Raw genomic sequence first — 25,027 nt, 5'->3', positions numbered from 1 at the left:
CTTAATGTAGGAAGAAATGGATCGCGGATTAAAGAGGCGTACGCATCAATTCACGCCCATCTCGCTGACTTTGTGGATGCGTGAGCCGGCGGAGGTGTTGTCAACGCTTTCAACCCTTTCCTCGCCGCGGCTCGGTGCCTGGCCTTGCGAGTCGTCGTAGTAAGCCAGGTATTTACGCTGCGTGACGATGTGATCGGCAATGTGCTTCGCGTCGTGCCACACGCCCCAGATGAATGCGGACCCTCGGCGCGATAGCCAGGGCAGACCGATGAAATAGATGCCGGGCTCCTTCGATACGCCGCGCTGATGTTTCGGCTTACCCTTTTCATCGAAGGCGTTGACGTTCAACCAGCTGAAATCGACTGCGTATCCGGTCGCCCAAACAATCGATGTCACGTCGGCTTTCGCCAGATCGAGATCGTGCAACGGGTGCGTCACGCATTCCGGATCTGCGGGAATGACGCGGGCTTCAGGCTCTTCGGGAAGATCGAGACCGTTACGCTCGGCGTACGCGTCGGCCGCGTCCAGCAGCGACAGATAGTTTTCGTCGCCGCGCGCGATGTTCTCCGCGAGATCTGCTTCGAAGGTCACCACGCCGTCATTGAACGATTTCGTGAGGCCCACGAGCGTGATGCCCTGATTCGCGAGACGCCGGAAGTCCACCGTATGGCCGCCACGCGAACCGCTTACTGCAATGGTGACGTGCTCTCTGCCGGGCTTCATGACCTCTGCATCCCATTCGCCGAGCACGCCGAGCCACCAGCAGAAGTCGCGGCCGCGATAGGCGCGCGGCGGACGATCGTGCGCGCCGACCGACAGATAGACGCGCTTGCCCGCACGTTGCAACTCGTCCGCGATTTGCACGCCTGACGATCCGGCCCCCACCACCAATACGCCCCCTTCGGGCAATTGGGCGGGGTTGCGATAGTCGGCGGAATGAAGCTGCGTGAGACTCGAATCTTGCGGCGCGATTGGCGGAATGACGGGGCGCTGGAAAGGCCCCGTCGCGACCACCACGCGATTGGCCTCGATCGTGCCCTCCGAAGTTTCGATGGTGAAGCCTGGGCGCCCCGCATTGCGCACGACCTTTTTCACTTCCACACCGGTGCGGATCGGCGCTTCAAACTTCTCCGCATAAGCGACGAAATAGTCCGCGACCTGCTCCTTCGACGCGAATGCGTTGGGGTCAAAGTCGGCGAACTCGAGATTGGGGAAACGATCGTGCCACGCAGGACCATTGGCAACCAGCGAATCCCAGCGTCCCGTGCGCCAGCGCTCGGCGATACGAGCGCGTTCGAGCACGAGATGCGGCACGCCAAGCTTGCTCAAATGTTCACTCATGGCGACGCCGGCCTGGCCGGCGCCGACGACGAGCGTGTCGATTGACGTTGTTTCCACTGTCATAGCTGTGTCCTTCTGAAAACGCGGAATGTTTCGATTCGATCGCGGTGTCACGGCGTAGCGGCCTTCGAGGGCTCGCGATCGTGGCGGACCCGGTAGTGTTTTCCGACAGCGCGTCGCCACCTGGTCCGTTCGTCTTTCGTGAAAATCTACGCGCCCATTCAGAATCTGAAAAATATATTTAAAAAATGCATAGCATCGGATTTACCTATGCAAGCCTTTTTGATCGCTTCACAATGCCGCCCATTGGGGACTTTGAACACGGAGCGTTGCAGATGGAGAGTCAACCGTTGCGCTACTCGTTGCGCCAGTTGCGCTATTTCGTGGTCACCGCGGAAGCGCTGTCTTTCACTGCCGCCGCGAAGCGTCTGCACATTTCGCAGCCGTCGATCTCGACGGCGCTCGCGGACCTCGAAGTGTCGTTCGGTGTGCAACTCTTCATACGGCATCACGCGAGCGGTCTCTCGCTCACGCAAGCCGGTCGCGATCTGCTCGGGCAAGCGCGCAATCTGCTGAAGATTGCAGAGGAATTGCAGACGACCGCGAAGGAAATGGACGGCGGCATGACGGGCGTCATCACGCTCGGTTGCCTCGTCTCGCTTGCGCCGCCGCTCATGCCGCGGCTGATCAGCCGATTCGTCGACGAGCACGCGGGTATCTCGTTTCGCACTGTCGAGGCGCATCAGGATGGCCTCTTGCGTGGCCTGCACGACGGCTCGCTCGACATTGCGCTCACCTACAGCCTCGATTTGACAGAGGAAATCGCCTTCACGCCGCTGCTCTCGCTGCCGCCTTACGCAATCCTGCCGAGGACGCATCGTCTGGCACGCGCACGCAAGGTATCGCTCGCGGATCTCTTGCCCGAGCCCTACGTGATGCTCGACCTGCCGCACAGCCGCGAGTATTTCGCCGCGCTCTTCGATGCGGTGGGCAGCCGCCCCGTGCCCGCGTTCCGCTCGTCGCAGCCGGAAGTTGTGCGCGGCATGGTGGCCAACGGTCTCGGCTATAGCCTCCTGAACTTTCCGCTCAAATCGAATCGCACTGTGGATGGCGAAGAGTTCGTCATTAAGCGTTTCAAAGACAACGTCAACGCCACGATGCTCGGCATCGCGCAATCGCGCACGATGAAGCCGCGCCAGGTCGTCCATCGCTTCACATCATTCTGCGAAACCTATATACGGCGCCTGCATATCGACGCATGATCAGGAAAGCGCGATCGTCTGCTTTAAGCCCGCGCGCGCTGCATAGGCAAAACCTTTGCTTTGTATCTAAAAACAATATTTTGGCTTGCAATTTGGCTTGATAGATTGGTGTCCATGTTGAGCGCTACGCCGTAAAGCCTTGCGTTGCCGCGCTTTCACCGTGAAGAATCAAGGGGGACACCATGGCCAACCCGGCAAGGACGATCGCAGTGCAAGCGCTGGTCGACGAACTGCAGACGGGTTGCGAACGGTCATTCGGCGATGCGCATGCGATGCCGCCCGGTGTCTATACGTCGCCCGAATTCCTCACGCTGGAAGAGCGCGCTATCTTCGAGCGCGAATGGCAATGCGTCGGCCGCGCCAGTGCGCTCAAGGTGCCTGGCGATTACATGACGGCGCGACTTGGAGCGCAACCGATCGTCGTACTGCGCGACGAACAGATGCAGCTCAAGGCGATGTCGAACGTGTGCCTGCATCGCATGTCGGTGCTGCTCGAAGGACGTGGCAACGTGCGCCGCATCGTCTGCCCCTATCACGCCTGGAACTATTCGCTGGATGGCGCCCTGCAAGGCGCGCCGCTCATGGATCGGCAAGAGGGCTTCTGCAAGGAAAGCTACAAGCTGCCCGTCGTGCGCTGCGAAGAATGGCAAGGCTGGATCTACGTGACACTCGACGAAAACGCGCCGCCCGTTCACGCGCAACTCGCCAAACTAAACGAGCTCATCGGTGCGTACGGCATGTCGGACTACATCGAAACTTTCTATGAAGAGCACGTGTGGGACACGAACTGGAAGATCCTCGCGGAAAACTTCATGGAAAGCTATCACCTGCCCATGCTGCATCGCGCGACGGTAGGACCGCATTCGCGGCTCGATGAAATGGAATGCCCGCCGGGCTATCCAGCTTTTAACTATCACTGGATCACGAAGGAAGCGTCCTTGCCCATCGGCAACGCGCATCCGGACAATACGCGCCTCACGGGACATTGGCGCAAGACCACAGCGCTGCTCGCGATCTACCCGACGCATCTCGTCACGCTCACGCCGGGTTACTTCTGGTATCTCGTGCTGCAGCCTCACGGCGTTGACCGTGTGCATATCCGCTTCGGCGGCGGGCTTGCGCCGGAGTTCGTCGCGGATACCGAGGCCAACGCGCACATGACGACGTTGAAGAAGCTGCTCGACGACGTGAACGCGGAAGACAAACGCGGCGTGGAAGCTGTCTTTCGCGGCGTGCATGCACCGCTCGCGAAGCCCGGTCACTTGAGCCATCTCGAACGGCCCAACTATGATTTCGCACGCTATGTCGCTAGCAAAATCGCCGCGATGCAGTTCGAGAAAACGCATTGATCAAGACGCATCATCGACAGGACGCGATCACGATGTCAAACCCTTCCTTCATTTCGTTCTCGGGCGTAAGCAAGTCGTATGACGGCGCGCAATACGTCGTCGATGACTTGAACCTCGACGTGAGCAAGGGAGAATTCCTGTCGCTGCTGGGGCCGTCCGGTTCAGGCAAGACGACGACGCTCATGATGCTTGCGGGATTCGAATCGCCCACGCGCGGCGAGATACGTCTCGACGGACGGCGGCTCGACGACAAGCCTCCGCATCAGCGCGACATCGGCATGGTGTTTCAGAACTACGCGCTCTTTCCGCATCTGACGATTGCAGAGAATGTCGCGTTTCCACTCTCTGTGCGGCGCGTCAGCCGCGCCGAGCAGAAGACGCGCGTGAAGCGCGCGCTCGAGATGGTCGAACTGCCGCATCTGGCGAACCGGCGTCCCGCGCAGCTCTCCGGCGGGCAGCAGCAGCGCGTGGCCCTCGCTCGCGCGCTCGTGTTCGAGCCGAGCGTCGTGCTGATGGACGAGCCGCTCGGCGCGCTTGACAAGCGCCTGCGCGAAACCATGCAGTACGAAATCATGCGCCTGCATCGCGAGTTGTCGCTTACGATCGTCTACGTGACGCACGATCAGGCCGAAGCGCTGACCATGTCGGACCGCGTCGCCGTGTTTTCCGATGGCCGTATTCAGCAAGCCGCCACGCCCAGCGAACTCTACGAGAACGCGCAGAACGCCTTCGTCGCCAACTTCGTCGGCGAAAACAACGGGCTGACCGGGCGCGTCGTCAATGCGAACGAGGAGTGGGCGACGCTCGCGCTCTCGGACGGCAGCGTCATTCGTGGCCGTTGCGAACCCGGCCTGAGCACGGGCGACGAAGCGATGCTCGCGCTGCGCCCCGAGCGCGCACATATCCCGAGCGCCGAGGGCGCGCCCGTCGACGAACACAGCAACGTGGTGCGCGCACGCGTCGAGGAACTGGTGTATTGCGGCGATCATCATCGCGTGCACCTCGCGCTTGGTTCACGCGATTCCTTTGTCGTGAAAGTGCCCAATACGCAGCGCCATGCGCTGCCTTCGCCCGGCAGCGCGATCGATATCGCATGGCGCCACGACGACTGCAAGATTCTCGCGATGAGCGTGCCACGCAGCGCGCCCGTGATTCCCGCATCCACACCGCTCTCACCTTCCATCATCACGACCGCACCAGCAGGAGCCAACTGACATGCGCACTCTCATCAAAGCACAAAGCGCCGCACTCGCCGTACTCGCATTCGCTACCGTAACCGTCCAGGCAGCGGAGACGCTTTCCGTCGTGACTTTCGGCGGCGCGTACGAAGCGGCTGCCAAGAAAGCCTATTTCGAACCATTCACGCAAGCCACCGGCATTGGCTTCTCGACCGAATCGTATGACGGCGGCCTCGCGAAGCTCTCCGCGATGGAGCAGGCGAAGAACACCACGTGGGACCTGATCGACCTCGAAACGAACGATGCGATCACCGCCTGCGACGAAGGCCTGCTGCAAAAGTTCGACAAGAAGACGCTCGGCAAGACGAGCGACTTCATCCCCGGCACGATCAGCGATTGCGCGGTTGCAAGCATGGTCTGGTCCACGGTCTACGCGTACGACACGAGCAAGCTCAAGACCGCGCCGACCACCGTCAACGACTTTTTCGATCTGCAGAAATTCCCCGGTAAGCGCGGCCTGCGCAAGTCGCCGAAGGTAACGATGGAATGGGCGTTGATTGCGGACGGCGTCGACCCGAAGGATGTCTACAAGGTGCTCGCTACGCCCGCCGGCGTGGATCGCGCGTTCAAAAAGCTCGACACGATCAAACAAAACATCGTGTGGTGGGAGTCGGGTGCCCAGGCGCCGCAGTTGCTCGCAGACGGCGCGGTCGTGATGACGCAGGCCTACAACGGCCGCATTTCCGACGCCGCGAAGAAGGACAACAAGCCGTTCAAGACTGTTTGGGACGCGCAGGTTTATGACTTCGACTGGTGGGCCGTTCCGACGGGTGCGAAGCACGCCGACGCCGCGGCGAAATTCATCGTCTCCGCTTCGCAGCCGAAGGCGTATGCGGATCTGTCGAAGTACATCGCGTATGCGCCGCCGCGCAAGGATGCAATCGCGCTGGTCGACAAGCAACGCCTCGCCGATCTGCCGACTGCCCCCGAGAACTTCAAGCGCGCCTTGCAGATCAACGCGAACTTCTGGGCCGACAACGCGGACCAGATCAATAAGCGTTTCCAGGTGTGGCTGACGCAGTAACACGATCGTCCAACGAGAGCCCAACGTGACTACCCACATGCCCGCTTCGGCCCGAGCCACGGCCCCGGGCTCTCCGACGAGAGCCGACGGCCGCGCCTCGTTTCAAAATGCGCGCCGCCGTGCGTCGGTGCAAGCGCTTTTGCTCGCGCTGCCGCTGATCGTGTTTCTGCTTTCGACGTTCATCGCTCCGATTGCGCTCCTGCTCGCGCGCAGCGTGGAGAACCATGAAGTGCCCGACAGCATGCCCGCGCTCACACGCGCGCTCAATGCATGGGACGGGCAGGGCGTGCCGGACGAGCGGATGTTCGCTCTGCTCGCTGCGGGGCTCAAAGAGGCGCAGCAAAGCGGGCAGCTCGGGACTGTCGCGCGGCGGCTGAACTTCGATCAGGCCGAGTTTCGTAGCCTGTTGATGCGCACCGCGCGCCAGTTGCCCCCCGATGCGCCGCCCGCGTGGAAACCGGCGCTCGTCGAACTCGACGCACGCTGGAATTCGCCGGAAATCTGGCGCTTGCTGAAGCGCGCCGCCACGTCGCCGACGCCGGACTTTCTGCTTGCGGCCGTCGATGCGCAAGTGACGCCGCAAGGTTCGGTCGCGTTCGTGCCGGACAACGCTTCGATCTATCGGCAGGCGTTCGTGCGCACGATTTCGATCAGCGCCACGGTCACGCTACTGTGCCTTGTGCTCGGCTATCCGGTCGCATGGCTGCTCGCGAATTTGCCCGCAAAAAGCAGTAACCGCCTGATGCTCTTTGTGATCGTGCCGTTCTGGACCTCGGTGCTCGTGCGCACAACTGCGTGGTACGTTTTGCTGCAACCTGGTGGCGTAATCAACAGCCTGCTGATGGGCCTTGGTCTCACTACCCATCCACTGCCGCTCATCTTCAATCGCGCGGGTGTGCTCATCGGTATGACGCACGTACTTTTGCCCTACATGATTCTCGCGATTTACTCGGTGATGAAGAGCGTATCGCCCGTGTATGTGCGGGCCGCGCAATCGCTTGGGGCGCACCCGTTCGTTGCGTTCGTGCGGATCTACATGCCGCAGACGCTGCCGGGCGTGGGGGCGGGCTGCTTCCTCGTGTTCGTGCTCGCGCTGGGCTACTACATCACGCCCGCGCTGCTCGGCGGTGCAGGCGACGAGATGATCAGTCAGCTCATCGCAATCCAGACCAACACGCAACTCAATTGGGGCCTCGCCGGTGCGCTCTCAGCCTATCTCGTGATCTTCACGGCGATCTTCTATTTCCTGTTCAACCGCATTGTCGGCATCGACCGTTTGCGCTTCGGTTGAGACCCGGTTGACACACGCGGATACGATGAAGGAGCGATATGCCAGATAAACGCAACACGGTGCTGACGGAACGCGTCGCCGCGCGCTGGGTGCGGCTGCATACAGCGCTTGTCCTATTCTTCCTGATTGCGCCGATTCTCGCGATCATCCCGCTCTCGTTCAATTCGGGCTCGTATTTCTCTTACCCGTTGCAGGGCTTTTCGCTGCGCTGGTATGAGCAGGCGCTCACGAGCGCGGCCTGGCAGCGATCGCTCCTGAACAGCATCGGCATCGGCGCTGCGTCGACGCTGATCGCCACGTGTCTCGGCACACTCGCCGCGCTGGGCATTTCGCGCGCGCAGTTTCCGCTGCGTTCGCTGATCATGCCGATCATCATCTCGCCGATGATCGTGCCGATTGTCGTCGTCGCCGCGGGCTTCTATCTGATCTTCGCGCCGCTTGGTCTTGTGAACTCGTATCCCGGCGTGGTGCTGGCGCATGCGGCGCTCGGCACGCCATTCGTCGTGATCACCGTGACGGCCTCACTGCTTTCGTTCGATCAGAGTCTGTTGCGCGCGGCTTCCGGGCTCGGCGCGACGCCCTGGGTCACGTTCAGGCGCGTGACCTTACCGCTCATTACGCCGGCGGTTGCGACGGGCAGCGTCTTCGCTTTCGCGACCTCGTTCGACGAAGTCATCGTGATTCTGTTTATCGGCGGCCCGGATCAAACAACCGTGCCGCGACAGATGTGGAGCGGTATTCGCGACTCGATCGACCCTTCGATCCTCGCCGTGGCGACGATGCTGATCGTATTCGCCGTGCTGCTCTTTGCGAGCATTAACTGGCTGCGCGGTCGCGCAGCCGCCGCCAGCAACGCTCTTATCTGACGCATCGAGGCTACCCAGGGCCATTCCCGACCGCTGCCAGGATGAGGGCAGGGAGCGGGCGGGGAGAAAAACAAAAGACCGCTGCCCTTACGGACAGCGGTCTTTCTTATGATGGGTGGCGAACGAGGGACTCGAACTACTGGCCGGCCGGCGACGTTACGCTCGGAGTCGCCAGCGTGTTGTGACTCCCGGGAAGGTTGGTGAGGGACGTCGAGCTATTGCTCGTGCTATTCGGCATGCCTGAGTTCGGCGACGCGGCGCTCATGCCGCTGTCCGAATTGGGGGCGCCAGGCGTGCCGTAACCGCTCGTTGTATTAGCTGGCGGCACGGCGGCCGGCGACACTACACTCGGGGTTGCCAGCGTGTTGTTGGCCTGTGCATAAGCGCCACCCGACAGCGTGAGTGCGGCGATGGCCGCGATTAATGTACTGGTTGTCTTCTTCATGACCGGTTCCTCCTTGTTTTGACTGGAATTTCGACGCAAACGACTCATTCATATTTTTCCGTAGCGTCGTTGCACGCCTGGCTCGTGGCGATCAAATAAACTCACGCGACCTTTCACGGTAATAACATGACGCAAACCACAGATCGCCGCCTAGGGCCATAGCAGGTAAAACAAAGTTTAGGAAAGCGGTCGCTGATAATTAAGCGCATTGTTCGCAAGGATGTATTTCGGTTTTTGGGGTTACCCCTAATCCGCTAAGGGAATGACCACGGGCCTTTCAGGTCGCCGAGGCAAGCTGGAGGCGGAGGGATTGATATCCGAAATGCATTGACACTTCCTTCGGGTGCAATTAATTTCCCAATGCCTGGGACAAGTCATCCGGGTTATTCCGCGATGACACGGGCTAAATCAGTTGCGGCCCTTTTGGGCCGCGTTGCGTACACAGCAAAACCCATATTCGGTACGACGGCAATACTCAATGCGCAGAACGCTTTCACTTCTTATAGTGGTTACTGTATTGGTGGGGGCAGTGCAGGCGGCGTCTGCCACCCAGATCGGTGTGGTGCTCGCCGGCTCGGGCCTGGATTTCTGGGGGCCGATGAGCAGGGGTATGCATCGTGCCGCTGACGATCTTCATGTCGAACTGCTAATGCGCAGTCCCTCCGACGGAATGTCACTCGGCGCAGAACCCAATATCCAGTTGAGAATGATCGACTACCTGGTGAAGAGCGGCGTAGCGGGTATCGTGTTGGCGCCCGAACCACTGCAAGACGTAGCGACGCCGATTCCGATCGCCGTTCCTACGGTATTCGTCGACCGGAGCAGCACGGACTACAACGCGATTTCCACAGTCAGCACTGACAATTTCGCAGCAGGTAGAACGGCGGCCCTGAGTCTGGTACCCGTTCTGCACAAGGGCGCCAGAATTGCAGTGCTAAGACTCGCGCCGAATATCAGTTCGACAACCGCGCGAGAAGAGGGGTTTTTGGCTGTCGCGCGTGAAATGGGGTGGCGTGTGGTCATCGCCCCTTACGTCGGGTATCAGTTTCGTGAGACGGAAGCACAGGTGCGCAAGTCACTGTCCGGTGACGTAGGGCACCTCGACGCGGTCTTCGCTCCGAACGAGACGATAGCCTATGGGGCCTTGCACGTCGTCGAAGAGATGCCCGTGAGTACTCGTCCTCGTCTGGTTGTGTTCGATTGGCGCCCGGAATTTCTGCATGCGCTTGAGCACGGCGTGATACACGCGGACGTTGTGCAAGATTCTTACCGTATGGGTTATCGGTCGGTCGAGACGCTGGTCGCTGCCTTGCAGGGCCAGCCGCCTCGTCCCAAGATATTTGTCGACGTGGTGACGGTGACACGCGAAAACTTGAATGACCCGGCGATACGCGCCGTGTTAGCCAACTACAGGCGATAGCGGCGCGCGATAGGGCTTCCTAGACCGGTATTTCACTGTATTGATGACATACAGTGCGGCGACGGCGTGGTTCGGCATTGCGCGATGCATGCTACGTGACCCGCGAGGAACCGCTTCGCACAATCCGGTCGCCCACACTAGCCTCTTGCGTCATTTCGGAAGAATCAATTAAGACGTTTCAGCTCACCATCGTCCGCATACCAGTCGACGGTTTTGCCGCTTACATTGATCGTCACCGCGCGTGGCTCGCTGAACTGATCGAACGATTCGACGCCCGTCTCTCGCCCCACGCCGCTGTTCTTGAAACCGCCCCACGGCGAGGCCGGGTCGAGCCGGTGGTGATCGTTGACCCAGACCATGCCGAATTCGAGTTTGCTCGCAACGCGATGCGCGCGCGCGACGTCCTGCGTCCACACGGAAGCGGCGAGGCCGAACTGCGTGTCGTTGGCGATGCGGATCGCGTCCGCCTCGTCGTCGAAGGGCATCACGACGGTGACGGGTCCGAACACTTCATCCTGACCGATCTCCGAGCACGGATCGACGTCATACAGCACGGTCGGCTCGATGAAAAAGCCCTGCTTCAGGTTGGACGGTACGCCGCCGCCCGTCAGCACCTTCGCGCCCGCCGCCTCCGCGCGCTCTAGCATCGCGAGAATGCGTTGGCGCGAGCGGTCCGAAATCACCGGCCCGAGTTGGGTCTTCACGTCGGCCGGATCGCCCACGCGAATGCCCGCGGCCTTCGCGCGGAAACGTTCGAGAAACTCCGCATAGATCGACTTCTGCACCAGAATCCGCGCGCCGCACACACAGGTCTGCCCCGCACCGATGAAGGCGGCGAACGCTGCGCCGTTGACCGCGCGCTCCATGTCGAAATCGTCGAACAGCATCACCGCGCCCTTGCCGCCGAGTTCGAGCGTCGTCAACGCGAAGGTGCGTGCCGCCGCTTCGCCAATCGAGCGGCCGACTTCCGTGCCACCCGTGAACACGACCTTGCGGATCAGCGGATGCTGCGCGAGCGCCGCGCCTGCCTCGCGTCCTTCGCCGTTCACGACGTTGACGACGCCCTTCGGCACGCCCGCTTCATCCAGCAGGCGCACAAGGCGCACCGTGGTCAGCGGTGTCTGCTCGGATGCCTTGATGACGACGCTGTTACCCGTAGCGAGCGCGGGCGCAAGACTCTTCGACAGAATCATCAGCGGATGATTGAACGACGTCATCAACGCGACGACGCCGAGCGCCACGCGCTGCGTGTAGCACAGGTACGGCCCTTCGATCGGAATCACGTCGCTGCGGCGCGTCAGCGCAAGCGCCGCGAAGTAGCGGTAGAACTGCGGCAGACGCGAAATCTGCGCGCGCGTCTCCGAGATCGGCCGGCCGTTGTTCAGCGTTTCGAGTTTGTAAAACTGTTCGAGGTCCGCTTCGAACAGATCGGCGAAGCGGTTTAGCACACGCGCGCGTTGCTGGATCGGCATGTCGCGCCACGCGCCGCTTTCGAACGCGCGATGGCCCGCGCGCACCGCGCGGTCCACGTCCTGTTGCGACGCGGCCGCGAGCGCGCCGATCACTTCACCCGTCGCTGGATTAACGATGTCGAGCGTGCGGCCGGTGTCGGCGTCTGTCCATGCGCCGTCGATGAAAAGCTGTGCATCGAGATGTGTCTGGTTCACTGTGTCCATAGAGATCAATTCCAGGTGGTTCACTTGAGAGACGATGCATGCGCGTCGGCGCCCGGCGCGTCGGTGCGCATCGCATCGCTTGCCTGCAGGTCGGTGGGCTGTAGGTCTTCGAGACGCTGGCCGGTCGGCTCGACGCCGAGCCACGCAACCACGACGATCTGAATGACGAGCAGGCCGATCATCAATGCCAGCACACCGACAATGCCGTGCTGCGCATACAGTGCGACGACGATAAACGGCGTGACGATAGTTGCGCCGCGACCCAGCGTGTTGCAGATGCCCGATGCGCGCAGCCGGACTTCGGTCGGAAAGAGTTCGGGTACGTAAATCGCGAACAGCAGCGCGACCAGCACGTAGATCGGAATGGTCAGTAACAGGCCGACAAGGGGCAGCAGTAGCGGATCCGAGACGAACGGATAGATCGCGCCGAACACGATTGCCGCGAACGACGCGCCGATGATGGTCGGTTTGCGGCCCCACGAGTCCGCCGTCAATGCGCCGATTGCGGAGCCGATTGGCGCGCCGAGCGACATGACGAGCGCGAAGCCGAACGACTTCGCGATGCTGAAGCCCTGATGCACGAAAAAGGTCGGCAACCAGGTGACGAAGCCGTACAGCAGCGTATTGATGACGACGAGGGTGACGCAGCCCACGATCATCCGTTGCAGCATCGTGCCGCTGAAAAGCGATCCAAACGATAGCAAGGTTGCCGCTTGCCCCGGGGTCTTCGCGACAGCAGGCGGCGGCAGCGACTTGCCGCCGCGCGCTTCCATGACTTCGCCTTCGATGCGATTCAGGATCGCGTCGGCTTCCTCATGACGGCCGACGGAGTCGAGCCAGCGCGGCGACTCGGGCAGCGACTTGCGCGCATACCAGACACCTAGCGCGCCGAAGCCGCCGAGCACAAACATCGCGCGCCAGCCGAACGTGGGGATCAGCAGCAAACCGATCAGCCCGGCGACCGGCAATCCGGACACGACGAACACGGCCATCAGTCCTTGCAGCTTGCCGCGTTTTTGTGGCGGCACGAATTCGGTCAATGTCGAATAGCCGACGACATTTTCCGCGCCGAGTCCGAGGCCCATCACGAAGCGGCACGCGATCAGCACGCTCATGTTCGGCGCGAGGGCCGCACCGAGCGACGCGAGTCCGAACACCGCAAGATTTGCCTGATACGTGAAACGGCGGCCGAAGCGGTCGCCGAGAAAACCGGTGCCAAGCGAACCAAGCATCATGCCTAGAAAGGTTAGCGACACGAACAGCGCACTCTGGCCGAGTGTCGAGAAGCCGGTTTTGAGCGTTGCACCGAGCACGGTCGACGCGACGTAGATGTCGAAGCCGTCGAAGAACATGCCGATGCCAATCAACCACATGATGCGCCGATGAAATCCCGACATCGGCAAACGGTCGAGCCGTGGCCCTGCGTTGACGTTCATGTCTGTCTCCTGTCGACCGAGTTAGCGCTTTGGCACTTACTCTTGTCCCATGCAAGATGCATGCTGCCGGCGTGCTGAAGAAACGCGAGCTTTCCCAGGACAAGTCCGCGCGCGCCATGTACGGACTTCGCTGGGTGAGCTCGCGCTCAGCGGCCGTGCATCAGTCGCAGGCTCGTGACGGTCAGCATGTCGGTCGCGCTGCGGAAGTTCTGTTCGATCGGGCTTTCTTCCGCCGCCTGAAAGAACGCCTTGCACTGGCGCACGCCCGCGTCGTCGAGCGCGAGGATGCGATCGGTGAGGGCGTCGGCGTCGCTGCGCAGCGCAGCAGGCTCGCAGACCTGCGTGATCAGCCCCGCCTGCAACGCGGCGGCGGGCGTCAACGTGTCGCCGAACAACACCATCGGAAACAGCGTCTTCGGCAAGGCGTAGCGGCCCACATAGGCCATGATCGCGGCGGGCGGCAAGCCCTTGCGCATCTCGGGAAACGCGAGCGTCGCGCTTGACGACACGAGCGTGAAGTCGCACAGAATCGCGAGTCCGAAGCCGAAGCCGTGCGCATCGCCATCCACTTCCGCTATCGAAATCATCGACGTGCCGCGCACGAGGCGCTTCAGTTCGATCAGCCGCGCGACCTCCGAACGGATCGACACGGCATCGCGCCCGGCGCGCTCGCGTCCGGTGCAAAACACGTTGCCGGTCCCGCGGATGCGCAGCACACGCGCGCTCGGCTCAGCGGCTTCGCTGCGTAACGCCGCCGTCATTGCCTCGAACATCAGGCCGGAAACCTCGTTACCTGCGTCCGGGCGATTCAGCGTAAAACTCAGCACGTCGCCCGTTCGCTCGATCAAAACCGGCTGCGGGAATGAACTGCGATCCATAGCTTCTCCTGTATCGACCGGCGTGGACGCTTCAGCGCTTACGCCTGTGTCGTGCAAGTCATTGCGGGTGTATAATCTGTATACAGCGTATTCACATGATCACGAGGTGTCAATGCCTTCCAGTAAAACTGCAATGAAAACCGCCGAAGCCGCCGCACCGAAGCAGGCGAAAGGGGCACACGCAGGCGCACATTCGCTTGACAAGATCGCGAGCAAATATCACTCGCGCATGCGCACCGTCGATGCAACTAGTGACTCATTGAGCGAAGGCGTCGTGGTGCCCGCGTTGCGCGAGGCGATCATCGAGGGCGTGCTTGCGCCGGGCAGCCGTCTTTCAGAAGTGCAGGTCGCGAAGCAGTTGAACGTAAGCCGCACGCCGATGCGCGAGGCGTTCGCGCAACTCGAACGCGAGGGACTGGTGACGGTGCTGCCGCGTGTCGGCGCGTACGTGCGTGCCGTGACGCTGCGTGACGTCGAGGAGATTTACACGGTGCGCGCGGCGCTCGAATGTCTTGCCGTACAACTCGCGTTGGAGCGCATCACGACGCTCGGCACCGCGCAACTCGACGACGTGATCGAGGCGATGCGAATGAGCGTCGATGCCGGCGATCCGGTGGGTTACGTCGAAGCGCTAGACCGCTTCTACACAATCGTGATGACGATCGCCGACAACCGCACGCTGCAGGACAGTCACGCAGGATTGATCGGACCTGTGCGCCGCTTGCGGCGCATTGCGATGGCGCGTGGCGGCCGTATGCAGGCGTCGTTCAGTCAATCGGTCAAAATTCGCGATGCCATTGTTAACCGCTCGTCGAACGTGCAGGAGTTGATGCGCGAACAGCTGGCCGGCGCGTGTCGTGCGGCGCTGGACGTGCTGAACGACGCGAGCGAATAGTCAAGGAAACGAGTCATGCTTAATACGCAAACCACCCGCATTCTTTCGCGCTATAAAACCTGGGCCGACAATGTGCTATTCGATTGCATCGAAGCACTGCCGCCGGATGAAGCCGTCAAAACGCGGCAGACATTGTTCAAGTCGATGATCGGCACGCTGAATCACATTTACGTGGTCGATCTGATCTGGAAGGCGCACCTCGAACGCAAGGAGCACGGCTTCACGGCGCGCAACGTGGTCGTGCATGCCGATCTGCGCGACCTGCGTCGCGCGCAACAGGACATGAACGCGTGGTTCGAACGCTGGGCGGATGAACAGACCGACGCGTCGCTGGCTGAAGTGCTGTCGTTCGCGTTCATATCAGGCGAGCGTTCGGCAATGTCGCGCGGCGCGATGTTCATGCATCTCGTGAATCACGCTTCGTATCATCGCGGGTGGGTTTGCGAAATGTTCTTCGACGTTCCCGCCAAACCGCCCGCTACCGATCTGCCTGTTTTTCTTACGGCCCATCCGGAGTCCAGTTTCTCGCCCCCTTCCCCCGCGTCACACGATCAGGTGAACGCGTAGTACGAGGTGGCCTGGCAAATTGACCGGACGCACGCTTGTAAAAGCGTGCGTGCGCAGGGGAGGGTGTGCTTGGGTTGACACAGTAAGACTAGAACTGATGCCGGATTCCGACACGAGCGACCGCTTGATGACGATTCGAAGAAGGCGACAAATCGGCGATGTTCGCGACCGCCGCATGCCCGGTCGAGTCGTCTCCGCTCACCGTCTGCCATGCGCCTGAAATATAGACATCGGTGCGCTTGGACAGCTTGTGATTCACACCGGCGGAGAGCTGATTGTATTTGGCGCCCCCAATGGTTTCAGTCACTGCGTTCCCCTTCAGGAAGTTGTAGGCCGCTCCAACCGACCAATCCGGGGCAATCAGATACTGCAGGCTGACTTCCGCGTCGTTGAAATCCGCACTGCTTTCGCTCAGCGCGGCAATGTTCGAATAGCGAATGTTCGAATAGGTCGCGCCCACGACGACGTGTCCGAACGTATATGAACCGCCTGCCGCTACGACCTGGTACGTTCTTGCCGATGCATAGCCGCTGTAGATCGGGCTCGCGGTTAGCCCGTTCGACGTCGCTGTATCGGTTGGGTTGCTCCCGAACAAGGACGCCGCCGGATTGTTGACGTGTGAATATGCCACGGACATGCCGAGCGGACCCCTCATGAAATGGGCTCCGAAAGAGTAGGCCTGGTTGGTTGCAAGCGAGCCTGGCACGCCGCCGAAGCTATAGAGACTTTCGAATCTTAAACCGCCGTAGTCGGGGCTTTGATACTTGATCGAATTGTTCTGGCGACGTGTGAAGTTGAAATTGTCGAGGTCACCGGGATGTGCGGCGTGATCCGAGCCAAGATTTGAATCGCCGAACTCGTATATTCCGACGTAGTCGATGACGGGATCATATTGCCGCCCGAGCGTCACGGTGCCATACCGGTCGCTCGACAAACCGACAAAGGCCTGTCGGCCAAATTCATCGCCTCCTTGCGCGAGATTTCCGGTGTTGAGTTCAAAGCCGCTCTCGAGCGTGAAGATTGCTTTGAGGCCGCCGCCGAGATCTTCGGATCCTTTGAGTCCCCAACGGGACCCATTCAGACCGTTGTTGGCATCGAGCCGAAACAGCCTGCCGCCGCCTTTGCTGCCGGCAACAGGCGCGTTGCTGATTGCTTCGAAGCCCTCATCAATGATGCCGTACAACGTAATGCTGCTTTGCGCATGCGCGGCAGGGACAGATACAACAAAAGCACACGTCACCAGGACTTTTTTCATTAACGAACTCGCAGGATGCCGGCGTCGCCCGCAGCGCGTGGAGAGCGCAAGCAGGTCCGACAATGCCGAAGCGGAAGAAAGAAAAATCAAAGGCAATGGACGAAACGAGCGCCGGCCCAATTTATTCCGCAGACTTTTCAGAAAACGAGTCCGTGACGGTTCGATCAGGAAGTCAGCTTCCCAGCTCGACCTGCATCAGCCGTTCGTGCTTGTCCAGATGCATGGCTCCTTGCAGACGTCGACTCATAAAAAACTTTGCAGCGAACGGAATGTTTGTGCAGGGACTGTGTTTGCACCTTCGTACACCAGAATCCAGCGCCCGCTTGCAGTCGTACGCATCGACGGGATGATTGACTGGGTATGGCTCGTCTTTCGACTCGCCATTGCGGCTGAGCGAAATTCGCGAATCTCATCCTTCACATACCTCGGAGAAGTCTCATGAAGTTGAATTCGTTTGTCCTGGCCGGTTTCGCCTGCGCCGCGCTGCTGAGTGCAACGACGTCATTCGCGCAGGACAGCACCGCTGCTTCGTCCGCACCGATCAAGAACGTCGTGCTGGTTCACGGGCTGTTTGCAGATGGTTCGAGCTGGGGGAAAGTGATTCCGCTACTGCAGGTAAAGGGCCTGCACGTGACGGCGGTGCAGAATCCGACGACTTCGCTCGACGCGGACGTGGACGCGGTCAAGCGCGCACTTGCGCAACAGGATGGCCCGACGCTGCTAGTCGCGCACTCGTACGGCGGGATGGTGATCAGCCAGGCTGGCGATGATCCGAAGGTGGCCGGTCTCGTGTACATTGCCGCGCGTGCGCCGGATGCCGGCGAGGACTATCCGGCACTGACGAAGAAATTTCCGGCCGCGCCCGCATCGGCGGGGCTTCAGTGGTCGGCCGACGGCTACGGCCAGCTATCCGAGCAGGCATTTTTGAAAGACTTTGCCGGCGATCTGCCGAGGGCTGAAGCAGAGAAGTATTATGCGGTTCAGCAGCCGATTGGCAAGGCGATCACGATGGCGAAGACGACCGTCGCTGCATGGCACGACAAGCCGACCTGGTATGCGGTGTCGACTGAAGATCGGACCATCAACACCGATCTGGAGCGCTTCATGGCGAACCGCATGCACGCGCATACGATCGAGCTTAAGTCGAGCCACGTGTCGCTGCTGTCGCATCCGACTGAAGTGGCAAATCTGATCCTCGAAGCGACCGGCGAGCAGAAGTAAGGCGACGCTTGCAGACAGGCCGGTCATCGCCCTAGATAACAGATCCGTAATCCGCTTGACGCTCGCCGGTCAGAATCATCCCGGCAGAATCGTCCCATCGCGTCGTTCACGGGACGCTTGTTCAAAGCATAGCGGGAAAATCACGATGATCGGTCCACGTTCTGTCAACATGTTGCGCGCCGGCTTGCGTCCGCTTTCGGTTGCGGCGCTCGTCGGTTTCGCGAGTACCTGTCATGCACAATCCGCAGTGAGTGTGCATGGCACTGCCAATGGGACGGAGGCTCCGTCCATCGCAACCTGTGTCGCGTGCCACGGCGCATTGGGCGCCGGCACTGTAACCGGTGGGCCGCGGCTCGCCGGCAAAGATCCGGATTATCTCGCGCACGCATTGTCAATGTTCAAGGCGGGTACGCGCGCAAGCGCTGTCATGCAGACGGTTGCACTCACTCTTTCCGATAGCGAGATACGCGAGCTCGCAAATTTTTTCTCGAAGCAGCACCCGCCGCTTGCCGAAGGTGCGCCGCCGCAACAAAGCCTAGTGCTGGCCGGCAAGCAGCTCGCCGAGATGGGTGCGGGATCCGGCATTCCCGCCTGTTTCAGCTGCCACGCGGCCGGCGGCAAAGGCAACGGCGCGCGCTTTCCTGGCATTGCGGGCGAACCGGCGGCGTTTGTCGTTGCCCGGCTACACGAATTTCAGGCGCGCGCGAAGGGGAAAACGCCGGCGCCGGGAACAATGACAGCCGTCGCGGCCACGCTGAACGACGCACAGATCGAAGCGGCTGCGGCTTACCTTTCGGTGATCGGACCTTGACCTTGACGACCGGCAATGCGTGATCTACGCGTCAACACGGTGTTGATTGGCGTTGCAACTCCATGCCTAACAGCGTTTGCGACGGGTTTCCCGTACCGCAACCCATTCCCGTTGTGTCGAATACATATGCAATTTACCGTGTGGCGTAATGTCGCCGTGGTATCCGGTCTGCTAATGATGCTTGCCGGCTGCACCGTGAGCAGCGACGGCTCAAATTTGAGTGCCGCGCAGAACCCGCAGCTACCTGAATCCTATCCTTGCCAAAGCTTGCACGTTAAGCCGATGACCTGTCCACCCGGATAGGAAGGCACCGACCGCGTTGGCTATCTCGTCGGTGGCGACGCGTGCGGATGGGGGCAGGGGAGCCCGTTTCGGCCTGTCGCCGATCCTGACTGCAACGGCTTCCATTCCCGCCTGAGAAGCCCATACACGCGGGAATCCGATACCTCGCCGTCCACAATGCAATCTTCTCGCAGTGTGCCTTCGCGGACAAACTGGAGCTTCTCCAGCACGTGGCCCGACGCCGTGTTGCGCGTGTCGGTTTCGGCCTGAACACGGTTCAGGTCCAGCGTGTCGAAGGCCCACTGCAACAAAGCGCTTGCGGCTTCGGTGGCGAAGCCTTGGCCCCATGCCGTTTCATCGAAGCAGTAGCCCATCTTCGCGCTGCGGTTGTTTGGATCCCATTTCATCAAACAGCACCAGCCGATGAATACACCGTCGACGGCACGCTCGATGGCCAGCCGCGCGCCGGTGCCTTCCTGCTCAATCTGCCTGCAAACCGCGATGAAGCGCTCTGCTTGCGCGTGCTCCTTCCAGGGCGGTGCGTCCCAGTAGCGCAGCACGCGCAGATTGCTCTGCAGTGCGTAGATGGAGTCCGTATCGGCCTCCGTGAAAGGGCGCAATAGCAGGCGAGGGGTATGCAGTGTCGGGCTTGGCAAAGACATGAGCGTATGTGTGTGTTGGTCAAGCACGGTGTGCACAGCGTTTTCGAGCCAAGATGTCCCGAAAGGAGAGGTGCCAACTAACTGCAGAAATCTTTGCGGAGATACGCAATGACCGCCCCTGTCAGCGCGATGCTGTGCAATTCCTCAGGCGATGCCAGATGCGTGGCGATAATCTCACGATTATCAAGCCGCAGCTCGGGTATGCAATCGAGGTGCAGTTCAAAGAAATGCACGCGGTCTCTTCGCCCGTCCCAGGTGCCATAGACGCTGCCTGCGGGGAGTAGTGTGTACGACGGCAGACCAATCTCCTCTTCCATCTCGCGCTGCGCCGCGGCATCAGGCGTCTCACCGGGATGGACACTGCCGCCGGGAAAATTCCACTCGGCCCGGTACGATGACTTCACAAGCAACAGCGACTGCCCGACGTAGATTGCGACTAGCGCGCCCTCATGGTGAGGCCGCCGAAGGTGCCACCAGGCGCGAGCGAGCGGGTATGCGATGCGAAGTGCGATGCGCCAGAGAGAGTCGATAAGCATAGCCGGTCGCACCCGTTACCTGAGGTAGTAGAAGTCGATGGATGTCGCATTGTCGCCAACTTCTGATCAGCGGTCCAGCGACCGTAAGGTCGCTGTCGCAGATCACCCGGTCACACGAGGGGAATGTAGATGTCGGTTTGCCACTGATCCTGCGGCGTTTCCGGAAAAATGCTCAGATAGTGAAAGAACAAGGGATGGTCCCGAAGTTCCTCTCCGCTTGCAGGAAGCCAGTCGCGATAGATCGGATAGATAGTCTCGCCGACGTGGTCGGTCGATCCGGTATGCCGAACCACGGCACATCGGCCGCCCGGAATGACGAGTTCGCGGATACCGTAGGCGTTCGACGCGACCGGCTCGTCGATTTCTCCGCAGATATCGAAACGAAATGCATCGGCCGGTGTCGTGTCCGGGTTATTGCGCGGGATACCAAAATTTCTGCTCGACGCAACCGGAGATTGCCCACTTTGCTTGCGCCAGTCGGTGAACTTGCGCACGCTCTCGTTGACAAGCCCAGGCGGTCCGCAGTGTTCAAGCGCGGCGACACGGGTTTCAGAAAAATCGACAATTTGTACTTGCATGGTGAGTTTCCTTGAAAGATAGGGGACGACAAAAGTCGCACTCCAGATCTGCCAGTTCGGATGCTGCCGAAACGAACTCGGCGCCGTGCCGAATGCGCGCTTGAATGCACGACTGAAGGCTTCGGGACTGTCGAAGCCCGCGTCGAACGCGGCGTCGAGCACCGAGCAGAACTCACGCGAAGCCAGGCGGTGGGCAGCCCGACGCAAGCGCATCAGTTGCACGTAGCGTGCGACCGGCACCCCCACATAGGCGGCAAACTGCCGATGAAAATGGAACTTCGAGAAGTTCGCAATGCGACTTAGCGCTTCCACTGACAGGTCGCCATCGAGGTTCGTTTCGATGTACGCGAGTACGGCATTGAAGCGCTTCGTGTAAGCATGAGTGGCGTCAACATGAGCTCGCATGGTCTGGATATCTGGATTGTGCGACTGGCGTTATGGTCGCTCATGGTCGGAACATCGCGCCTAGCCGTTCTTGCTCAATCTCCGGACTACGGAAACTCGCGGAGATGCCTGCCTGTCACGGGTGATAGACTTTTCTACGCACCTCGGTGCGTAGCTAACCGAACAACGCCGCGCGAACAACGACATCACAATCTATTCGGAGCCATCGCATGATCAATGAACGACATACGGTCACCCGTGCCAGCCCCTTGTCCGCAGACGGGTTGTGGATCCCCGAAGGTCCGGGCAAGTGGTCGCGGCCGCTGCGTTTCCTGAAAGATGGCCGCGGCTGGGTGGAACTGATGCGTCTGGAACCTGGTATCAAGCTCGGCCTGCACCGTCATACCGGTGAAGTGCACGCTTTCAACCTTGAAGGGCAGCGTCGCCTCTGTACTGGCGAAATTGTCGAACCCGGTGACTACGTGCATGAGTCTACCGGCAACGTCGACTGGTGGGAGGCGGTCGGTGACAAACCACTGGTCGTGATGGTGGTGGTGATGGGCACTGTCGAGTATCTTGGCCACAATGGCGAGGTCAAACTCCGCATCACAACCGCCGATCGCCTTGCCGACTATCAACGCTACTGCAGCGAGGCGGGCATCGAGCCGCAGGATCTGCTCGAGCGCTGAGCACGGCGCCCCAGCGTGCAGATGCAGGCGCTCATGTCCTCCTGGCGCCTGCGGTCTTCAGCCATCAGTTGAGACCGTGACAGACTCCCAGTCACGGATCTCATTTCCCAACGCGGACAACTTGTCCCTCACGAGTCCGAGTGCATCGCTACCGAGCAAAAGATGCGTGGGAGGGTGGTCCGCGGCGATTGCTGCCAGCATCGCGCGTGCCGCCTTTTGGGGATCCCCCAATTGCTTGCCGCTCTTCTCTTCGCGCGCTTTGCGGATGGGCTCAAAGATCGAGTCGTAGTCCGCGATCGAACGGGGCGTTCGCGTCATCGAGCGACCCGCCCAGTCGGTGCGGAACGAGCCTGGCGCGACGGCTGTTACGGCGATGCCGAAAGACTTGACCTCTTTGCCAAGCGCCTCAGAAATGCCCTCCAAAGCGAATTTGCTTCCGCAGTAGTAGGTGATTCCGGGCATGGTGATATGGCCGCCCATCGACGTGATATTCAGAATGTGGCCACGTCTGCGCTCGCGCATGAAGGGCAGCACGGCTTTCATCATGGCGACAGCGCCAAACACGTTCACATCGAACTGTCTGCGCATCTCCGATAAGGGCGATTCTTCCATGACGCCTTCGTGTCCGTAGCCGGCGTTGTTGACCAGAACGTCCACGGGTCCGACGGTCGCCTCAATTTCCGCCACGATGCCGTCGATGGCATCGAAGTCGGTCACGTCAAGTACACGTCCAAAAGCAGCTGTCGCGGACAGAGATTCGAAATCACGCTTTGCTTCCGCGCTTCTCACCGTACCGACGACTTTGTGTCCCGCCGCTAACGCCTCTCCCGCGAGTGCACGGCCGAAGCCACTGCTGACGCCGGTGATGAGCAGAATTTTGCTGGATGCCATTGAAGCTTCTCCCAAATGGTGTCTGGAGAATGCATACTAGTCTGAGGGACGAGGCTGGCTAAGCCATATTCCGCTATTTTTCTTGCCTAAAACTATGAGTATGAAGCGGACCTCCACGCACAATCCGGATCTTTCCTCGGGAACCCAGAAACGCATGATTGCGTTGCTTCGCGCGTTGGCACCGCAGGAGGGCTACAACCTCACAGCGCTGCCGAGCGTGCGGATCTTGCGTTCAAACCGGCCTCTGTCACGCACGCCGGTTCTCTACGACCCCGGCATCGTGATCGTTTGTCAGGGCCGCAAGCGAGGTTATTTTGGCGACCAGCTCTATCTGTACGACGAGCGTCACTACCTGGCCGTGTCGGTGCCCGTACCGTTCAGCATGGAAACCGAGGCAAGCCCGGAGCGCCCGTTGCTCGCGCTGTATCTGCACCTCGATTTCCCATTGGCCGCTGAACTCGCCGTACAGATCGATCGTGAAGGCGCAACGGAACACGTGCAGGCGCCTCAGAGCATGATGTCGACGCCGATGGATGACGCAATGCAGGCGTCCGTGTTGCGCTTCCTGGAGGCGATGCATCGGCCGCTCGAAGCCACTGTATTGGGTCCGGGCCTGCTGCGCGAAATCTATTTCCGTGTGCTCACCGGAAAGCAGGGAAGCTCGATGCGCGAGGCTTTGGCGATGAAAGGGCAGTTCGGCCGGATAGGCAGATCACTGCGCCTCATCCATGCCGGCTACGCGCAGCCGCTGGACGTGATGCAGTTGGCAGAGGAAGCGGGAATGAGCCTTCCGAGTTTCCACAGCCACTTCAAGACGATCACGCACGTTTCGCCGATGCAGTACGTGAAGTCAACGCGTTTGCATCAGGCCCGCCTGTTGATGGTCCGTGAGGATTTGACTGCGGAGGGCGCGAGCCACGCAGTGGGTTACACGAGCGCGTCCCAGTTCAGCAGAGAGTTCAAGCGGCTTTTTGGCTTGACGCCAGCGGCGGAGGCGAAGCGTATGCGTGAGAGTTTCGCCGTTCCGGCTGCGTTCGATGATGCGATGTATGTTTCGTCGCACTAGCGCGCATAACGACGAAGATCAGGTACCTGGTCCGCAATGCCGCCCTCAAATTCCATCGCCCTTCCTATTGCCGCCTGCCGCGACTAAGCCAGCCATCGACGGAGAACGGTCCCGATCCCCCCATCATTAGCGCGGCAAGGCACGCAAGATAAAGCAGATCGGTCTCGTAGCCCGGCGGACCGAACTGCGGGCCGGCTGACGTGACAGCCATCAGCTTGATCGACAAGAACCCGTATGGAAGATGCACAGTCAGCGTCGCAACCATCAGTACCGCGATCATTGGCAGACTGACGAGCGGCACGAATGCGCCGGCAATGACCGCGAGACCCCCGACCAGTTCGATTGCGATGGTCGCCCACGCCATGAAGTGTGGTGCCGGCACACCGAGCGCGCGCAAAATTCCAGCAAATGCATCCGGATGCTTGACGATTTTTGAGTAGCCGTGCGCCATGAACCCGGAACCGACGATCAGCCGCAATGGCAAGGGTGCCCATCGCGCGAGGCTCCAGCGGTCCGTCAGCCAGGTGGGATCGGTGAAACGAAGCAGGTAGCGGACAGTGTTCATGCGCAAGGCCTCCTGATAAACGTTAGCAAAGAACAACGGGCGATGCAGGTGGGGTATGCATCGCCCGCTCTCTTTGTAGTTCGTCAGGGATGGATGCGCGGTTACAGTGAGGCTGAATATTTTTTCTTGGCACGCGCCTGCGTTCGCTGTTGCCGGCCGCCTGCTGGTAACAGCCGGCTCAGGGAGGGCATGCCGATCCTCTTTGTTGAACTGAGGGCCAGCTTTGCGCGGCGAGTGGACGTTTGCGAACCGGCGACGAGGAGCCGCTCAGGACCGAACTCAGCCGGACGATGAGCGGCTCAGTTCGACCGAGGCTGTGTGGAAACGCGGAACGTAGATTTGATGTGCAAAAAATCTGATTCGGCGACTATATAGCCGCGTTGCGCTCTCGCAGTCAAT

The 25,027-nt window shown here is 60.5% G+C and carries 24 protein-coding genes; 13 read left to right on the top strand and 11 right to left on the bottom strand.

The features are described 5' to 3' along the window. Positions 1–45: 45 nt before the first annotated feature. The gene (locus tag BM438_RS39965; RefSeq protein ID WP_093646134.1) at positions 46–1,404 is read right to left on the bottom strand and encodes a flavin-containing monooxygenase; all 1,359 of its coding nucleotides are present in this window, start codon (positions 1,402–1,404) and stop codon (positions 46–48) included. 272 nt (positions 1,405–1,676) lie between these two features. Here BM438_RS39965 and BM438_RS39960 point away from each other — a divergent pair, with 272 nt between their 5' ends. The 6 genes from BM438_RS39960 (at position 1,677) to BM438_RS39935 (ending at position 8,371) form a co-directional block, all read left to right on the top strand. Next, a complete protein-coding gene (locus tag BM438_RS39960) occupies positions 1,677–2,603 on the top strand; it encodes a LysR family transcriptional regulator (RefSeq protein ID WP_093646132.1) in 927 nt (308 codons plus the stop codon). A gap of 182 nt (positions 2,604–2,785) precedes the next feature. Next, positions 2,786–3,952, top strand: a complete 1,167-nt coding sequence (locus BM438_RS39955) for an SRPBCC family protein (protein WP_093646130.1) — start codon at positions 2,786–2,788, stop codon at positions 3,950–3,952. Positions 3,953–3,984: 32 nt separating this feature from the next. Continuing rightward, the gene (locus BM438_RS39950; protein ID WP_093646203.1) at positions 3,985–5,166 is read left to right on the top strand and encodes an ABC transporter ATP-binding protein; all 1,182 of its coding nucleotides are present in this window, start codon (positions 3,985–3,987) and stop codon (positions 5,164–5,166) included. Position 5,167: 1 nt separating this feature from the next. Then, a complete protein-coding gene (locus BM438_RS39945) occupies positions 5,168–6,214 on the top strand; it encodes an ABC transporter substrate-binding protein (protein ID WP_093646128.1) in 1,047 nt (348 codons plus the stop codon). Between the two features lie 37 nt (positions 6,215–6,251). Further along, a complete protein-coding gene (locus BM438_RS39940) occupies positions 6,252–7,505 on the top strand; it encodes an ABC transporter permease (protein WP_093646125.1) in 1,254 nt (417 codons plus the stop codon). Positions 7,506–7,543: 38 nt separating this feature from the next. After that, a complete protein-coding gene (locus BM438_RS39935; protein WP_093646123.1) occupies positions 7,544–8,371 on the top strand; it encodes an ABC transporter permease in 828 nt (275 codons plus the stop codon). A gap of 136 nt (positions 8,372–8,507) precedes the next feature. Here BM438_RS39935 and BM438_RS39930 read toward each other — a convergent pair whose 3' ends face one another. Next, positions 8,508–8,816 carry a hypothetical protein gene (locus BM438_RS39930; protein WP_093646121.1) on the bottom strand — a complete coding sequence of 103 codons (309 nt, stop codon included), beginning with the start codon at positions 8,814–8,816 and terminating at the stop codon, positions 8,508–8,510. A gap of 478 nt (positions 8,817–9,294) precedes the next feature. Here BM438_RS39930 and BM438_RS39925 point away from each other — a divergent pair, with 478 nt between their 5' ends. After that, a complete protein-coding gene (locus BM438_RS39925) occupies positions 9,295–10,236 on the top strand; it encodes a substrate-binding domain-containing protein (RefSeq protein ID WP_093646119.1) in 942 nt (313 codons plus the stop codon). A 164-nt stretch (positions 10,237–10,400) separates the two neighbouring features. On the opposite strand, the gene BM438_RS39920 is transcribed toward BM438_RS39925, so the two are convergent. The 3 genes from BM438_RS39920 to BM438_RS39910 form a co-directional block, all read right to left on the bottom strand. Further along, the gene (locus tag BM438_RS39920) at positions 10,401–11,912 is read right to left on the bottom strand and encodes an aldehyde dehydrogenase (protein WP_093646116.1); all 1,512 of its coding nucleotides are present in this window, start codon (positions 11,910–11,912) and stop codon (positions 10,401–10,403) included. A gap of 20 nt (positions 11,913–11,932) precedes the next feature. Then, on the bottom strand, positions 11,933–13,348 hold the full coding sequence (locus tag BM438_RS39915) for an MFS transporter (protein ID WP_093646114.1): 1,416 nt from the start codon (positions 13,346–13,348) through the stop codon (positions 11,933–11,935). Positions 13,349–13,494: 146 nt separating this feature from the next. Next, entirely contained in the window at positions 13,495–14,226 is a 732-nt protein-coding gene (locus tag BM438_RS39910) for an enoyl-CoA hydratase/isomerase family protein (protein WP_093646112.1), read from the bottom strand. A gap of 112 nt (positions 14,227–14,338) precedes the next feature. Between BM438_RS39910 and BM438_RS39905 the strand changes: the two genes are divergently transcribed. Continuing rightward, entirely contained in the window at positions 14,339–15,121 is a 783-nt protein-coding gene (locus BM438_RS39905) for a GntR family transcriptional regulator (protein ID WP_200653325.1), read from the top strand. A 15-nt stretch (positions 15,122–15,136) separates the two neighbouring features. Continuing rightward, positions 15,137–15,688, top strand: a complete 552-nt coding sequence (locus tag BM438_RS39900) for a DinB family protein (protein WP_093646108.1) — start codon at positions 15,137–15,139, stop codon at positions 15,686–15,688. An 88-nt stretch (positions 15,689–15,776) separates the two neighbouring features. Here BM438_RS39900 and BM438_RS39895 read toward each other — a convergent pair whose 3' ends face one another. Further along, positions 15,777–16,943: a porin gene (locus BM438_RS39895; protein WP_093646106.1), complete on the bottom strand. Its 1,167-nt coding sequence runs from the start codon at positions 16,941–16,943 to the stop codon at positions 15,777–15,779. 438 nt (positions 16,944–17,381) lie between these two features. Between BM438_RS39895 and BM438_RS39890 the strand changes: the two genes are divergently transcribed. Beyond that, positions 17,382–18,164, top strand: a complete 783-nt coding sequence (locus BM438_RS39890; RefSeq protein ID WP_093646103.1) for an alpha/beta hydrolase — start codon at positions 17,382–17,384, stop codon at positions 18,162–18,164. Positions 18,165–18,309: 145 nt separating this feature from the next. After that, entirely contained in the window at positions 18,310–18,975 is a 666-nt protein-coding gene (locus BM438_RS39885; RefSeq protein ID WP_143131837.1) for a c-type cytochrome, read from the top strand. A 323-nt stretch (positions 18,976–19,298) separates the two neighbouring features. Here BM438_RS39885 and BM438_RS39880 read toward each other — a convergent pair whose 3' ends face one another. From BM438_RS39880 to BM438_RS39870, 3 genes are all read right to left on the bottom strand, one after another. Next, the gene (locus tag BM438_RS39880) at positions 19,299–19,955 is read right to left on the bottom strand and encodes a GNAT family N-acetyltransferase (protein ID WP_208620754.1); all 657 of its coding nucleotides are present in this window, start codon (positions 19,953–19,955) and stop codon (positions 19,299–19,301) included. Positions 19,956–19,996: 41 nt separating this feature from the next. Further along, positions 19,997–20,455, bottom strand: coding sequence for an NUDIX domain-containing protein (locus BM438_RS39875; protein WP_093646100.1), 459 nt, complete (start codon positions 20,453–20,455; stop codon positions 19,997–19,999). A gap of 110 nt (positions 20,456–20,565) precedes the next feature. After that, positions 20,566–21,438, bottom strand: coding sequence for an AraC family transcriptional regulator (locus BM438_RS39870; RefSeq protein ID WP_093646098.1), 873 nt, complete (start codon positions 21,436–21,438; stop codon positions 20,566–20,568). Between the two features lie 209 nt (positions 21,439–21,647). On the opposite strand from BM438_RS39870, the gene BM438_RS39865 reads away from it, so the two are divergent. After that, positions 21,648–22,106, top strand: coding sequence for a cupin domain-containing protein (locus tag BM438_RS39865; RefSeq protein WP_093646096.1), 459 nt, complete (start codon positions 21,648–21,650; stop codon positions 22,104–22,106). 57 nt (positions 22,107–22,163) lie between these two features. Here the strand turns inward: BM438_RS39865 and BM438_RS39860 are convergent, their stop codons facing one another. Beyond that, positions 22,164–22,997, bottom strand: a complete 834-nt coding sequence (locus BM438_RS39860; protein ID WP_093646093.1) for an oxidoreductase — start codon at positions 22,995–22,997, stop codon at positions 22,164–22,166. 154 nt (positions 22,998–23,151) lie between these two features. Between BM438_RS39860 and BM438_RS39855 the strand changes: the two genes are divergently transcribed. After that, positions 23,152–24,063 (top strand): AraC family transcriptional regulator, encoded by a 912-nt coding sequence (locus BM438_RS39855; protein WP_208620753.1) that lies wholly within the window; start codon positions 23,152–23,154, stop codon positions 24,061–24,063. A 64-nt stretch (positions 24,064–24,127) separates the two neighbouring features. Here the strand turns inward: BM438_RS39855 and BM438_RS39850 are convergent, their stop codons facing one another. Beyond that, positions 24,128–24,628: a DoxX family protein gene (locus BM438_RS39850; RefSeq protein ID WP_093646089.1), complete on the bottom strand. Its 501-nt coding sequence runs from the start codon at positions 24,626–24,628 to the stop codon at positions 24,128–24,130. Positions 24,629–25,027: the final 399 nt, after the last annotated feature.

This window comes from Paraburkholderia aspalathi (genome assembly GCF_900116445.1).
GTDB lineage: Bacteria > Pseudomonadota > Gammaproteobacteria > Burkholderiales > Burkholderiaceae > Paraburkholderia > Paraburkholderia aspalathi.
The sequence above is the reverse complement of the archived record's forward strand: the minus strand, read 5'-3'. Positions and strand labels throughout refer to the sequence as shown.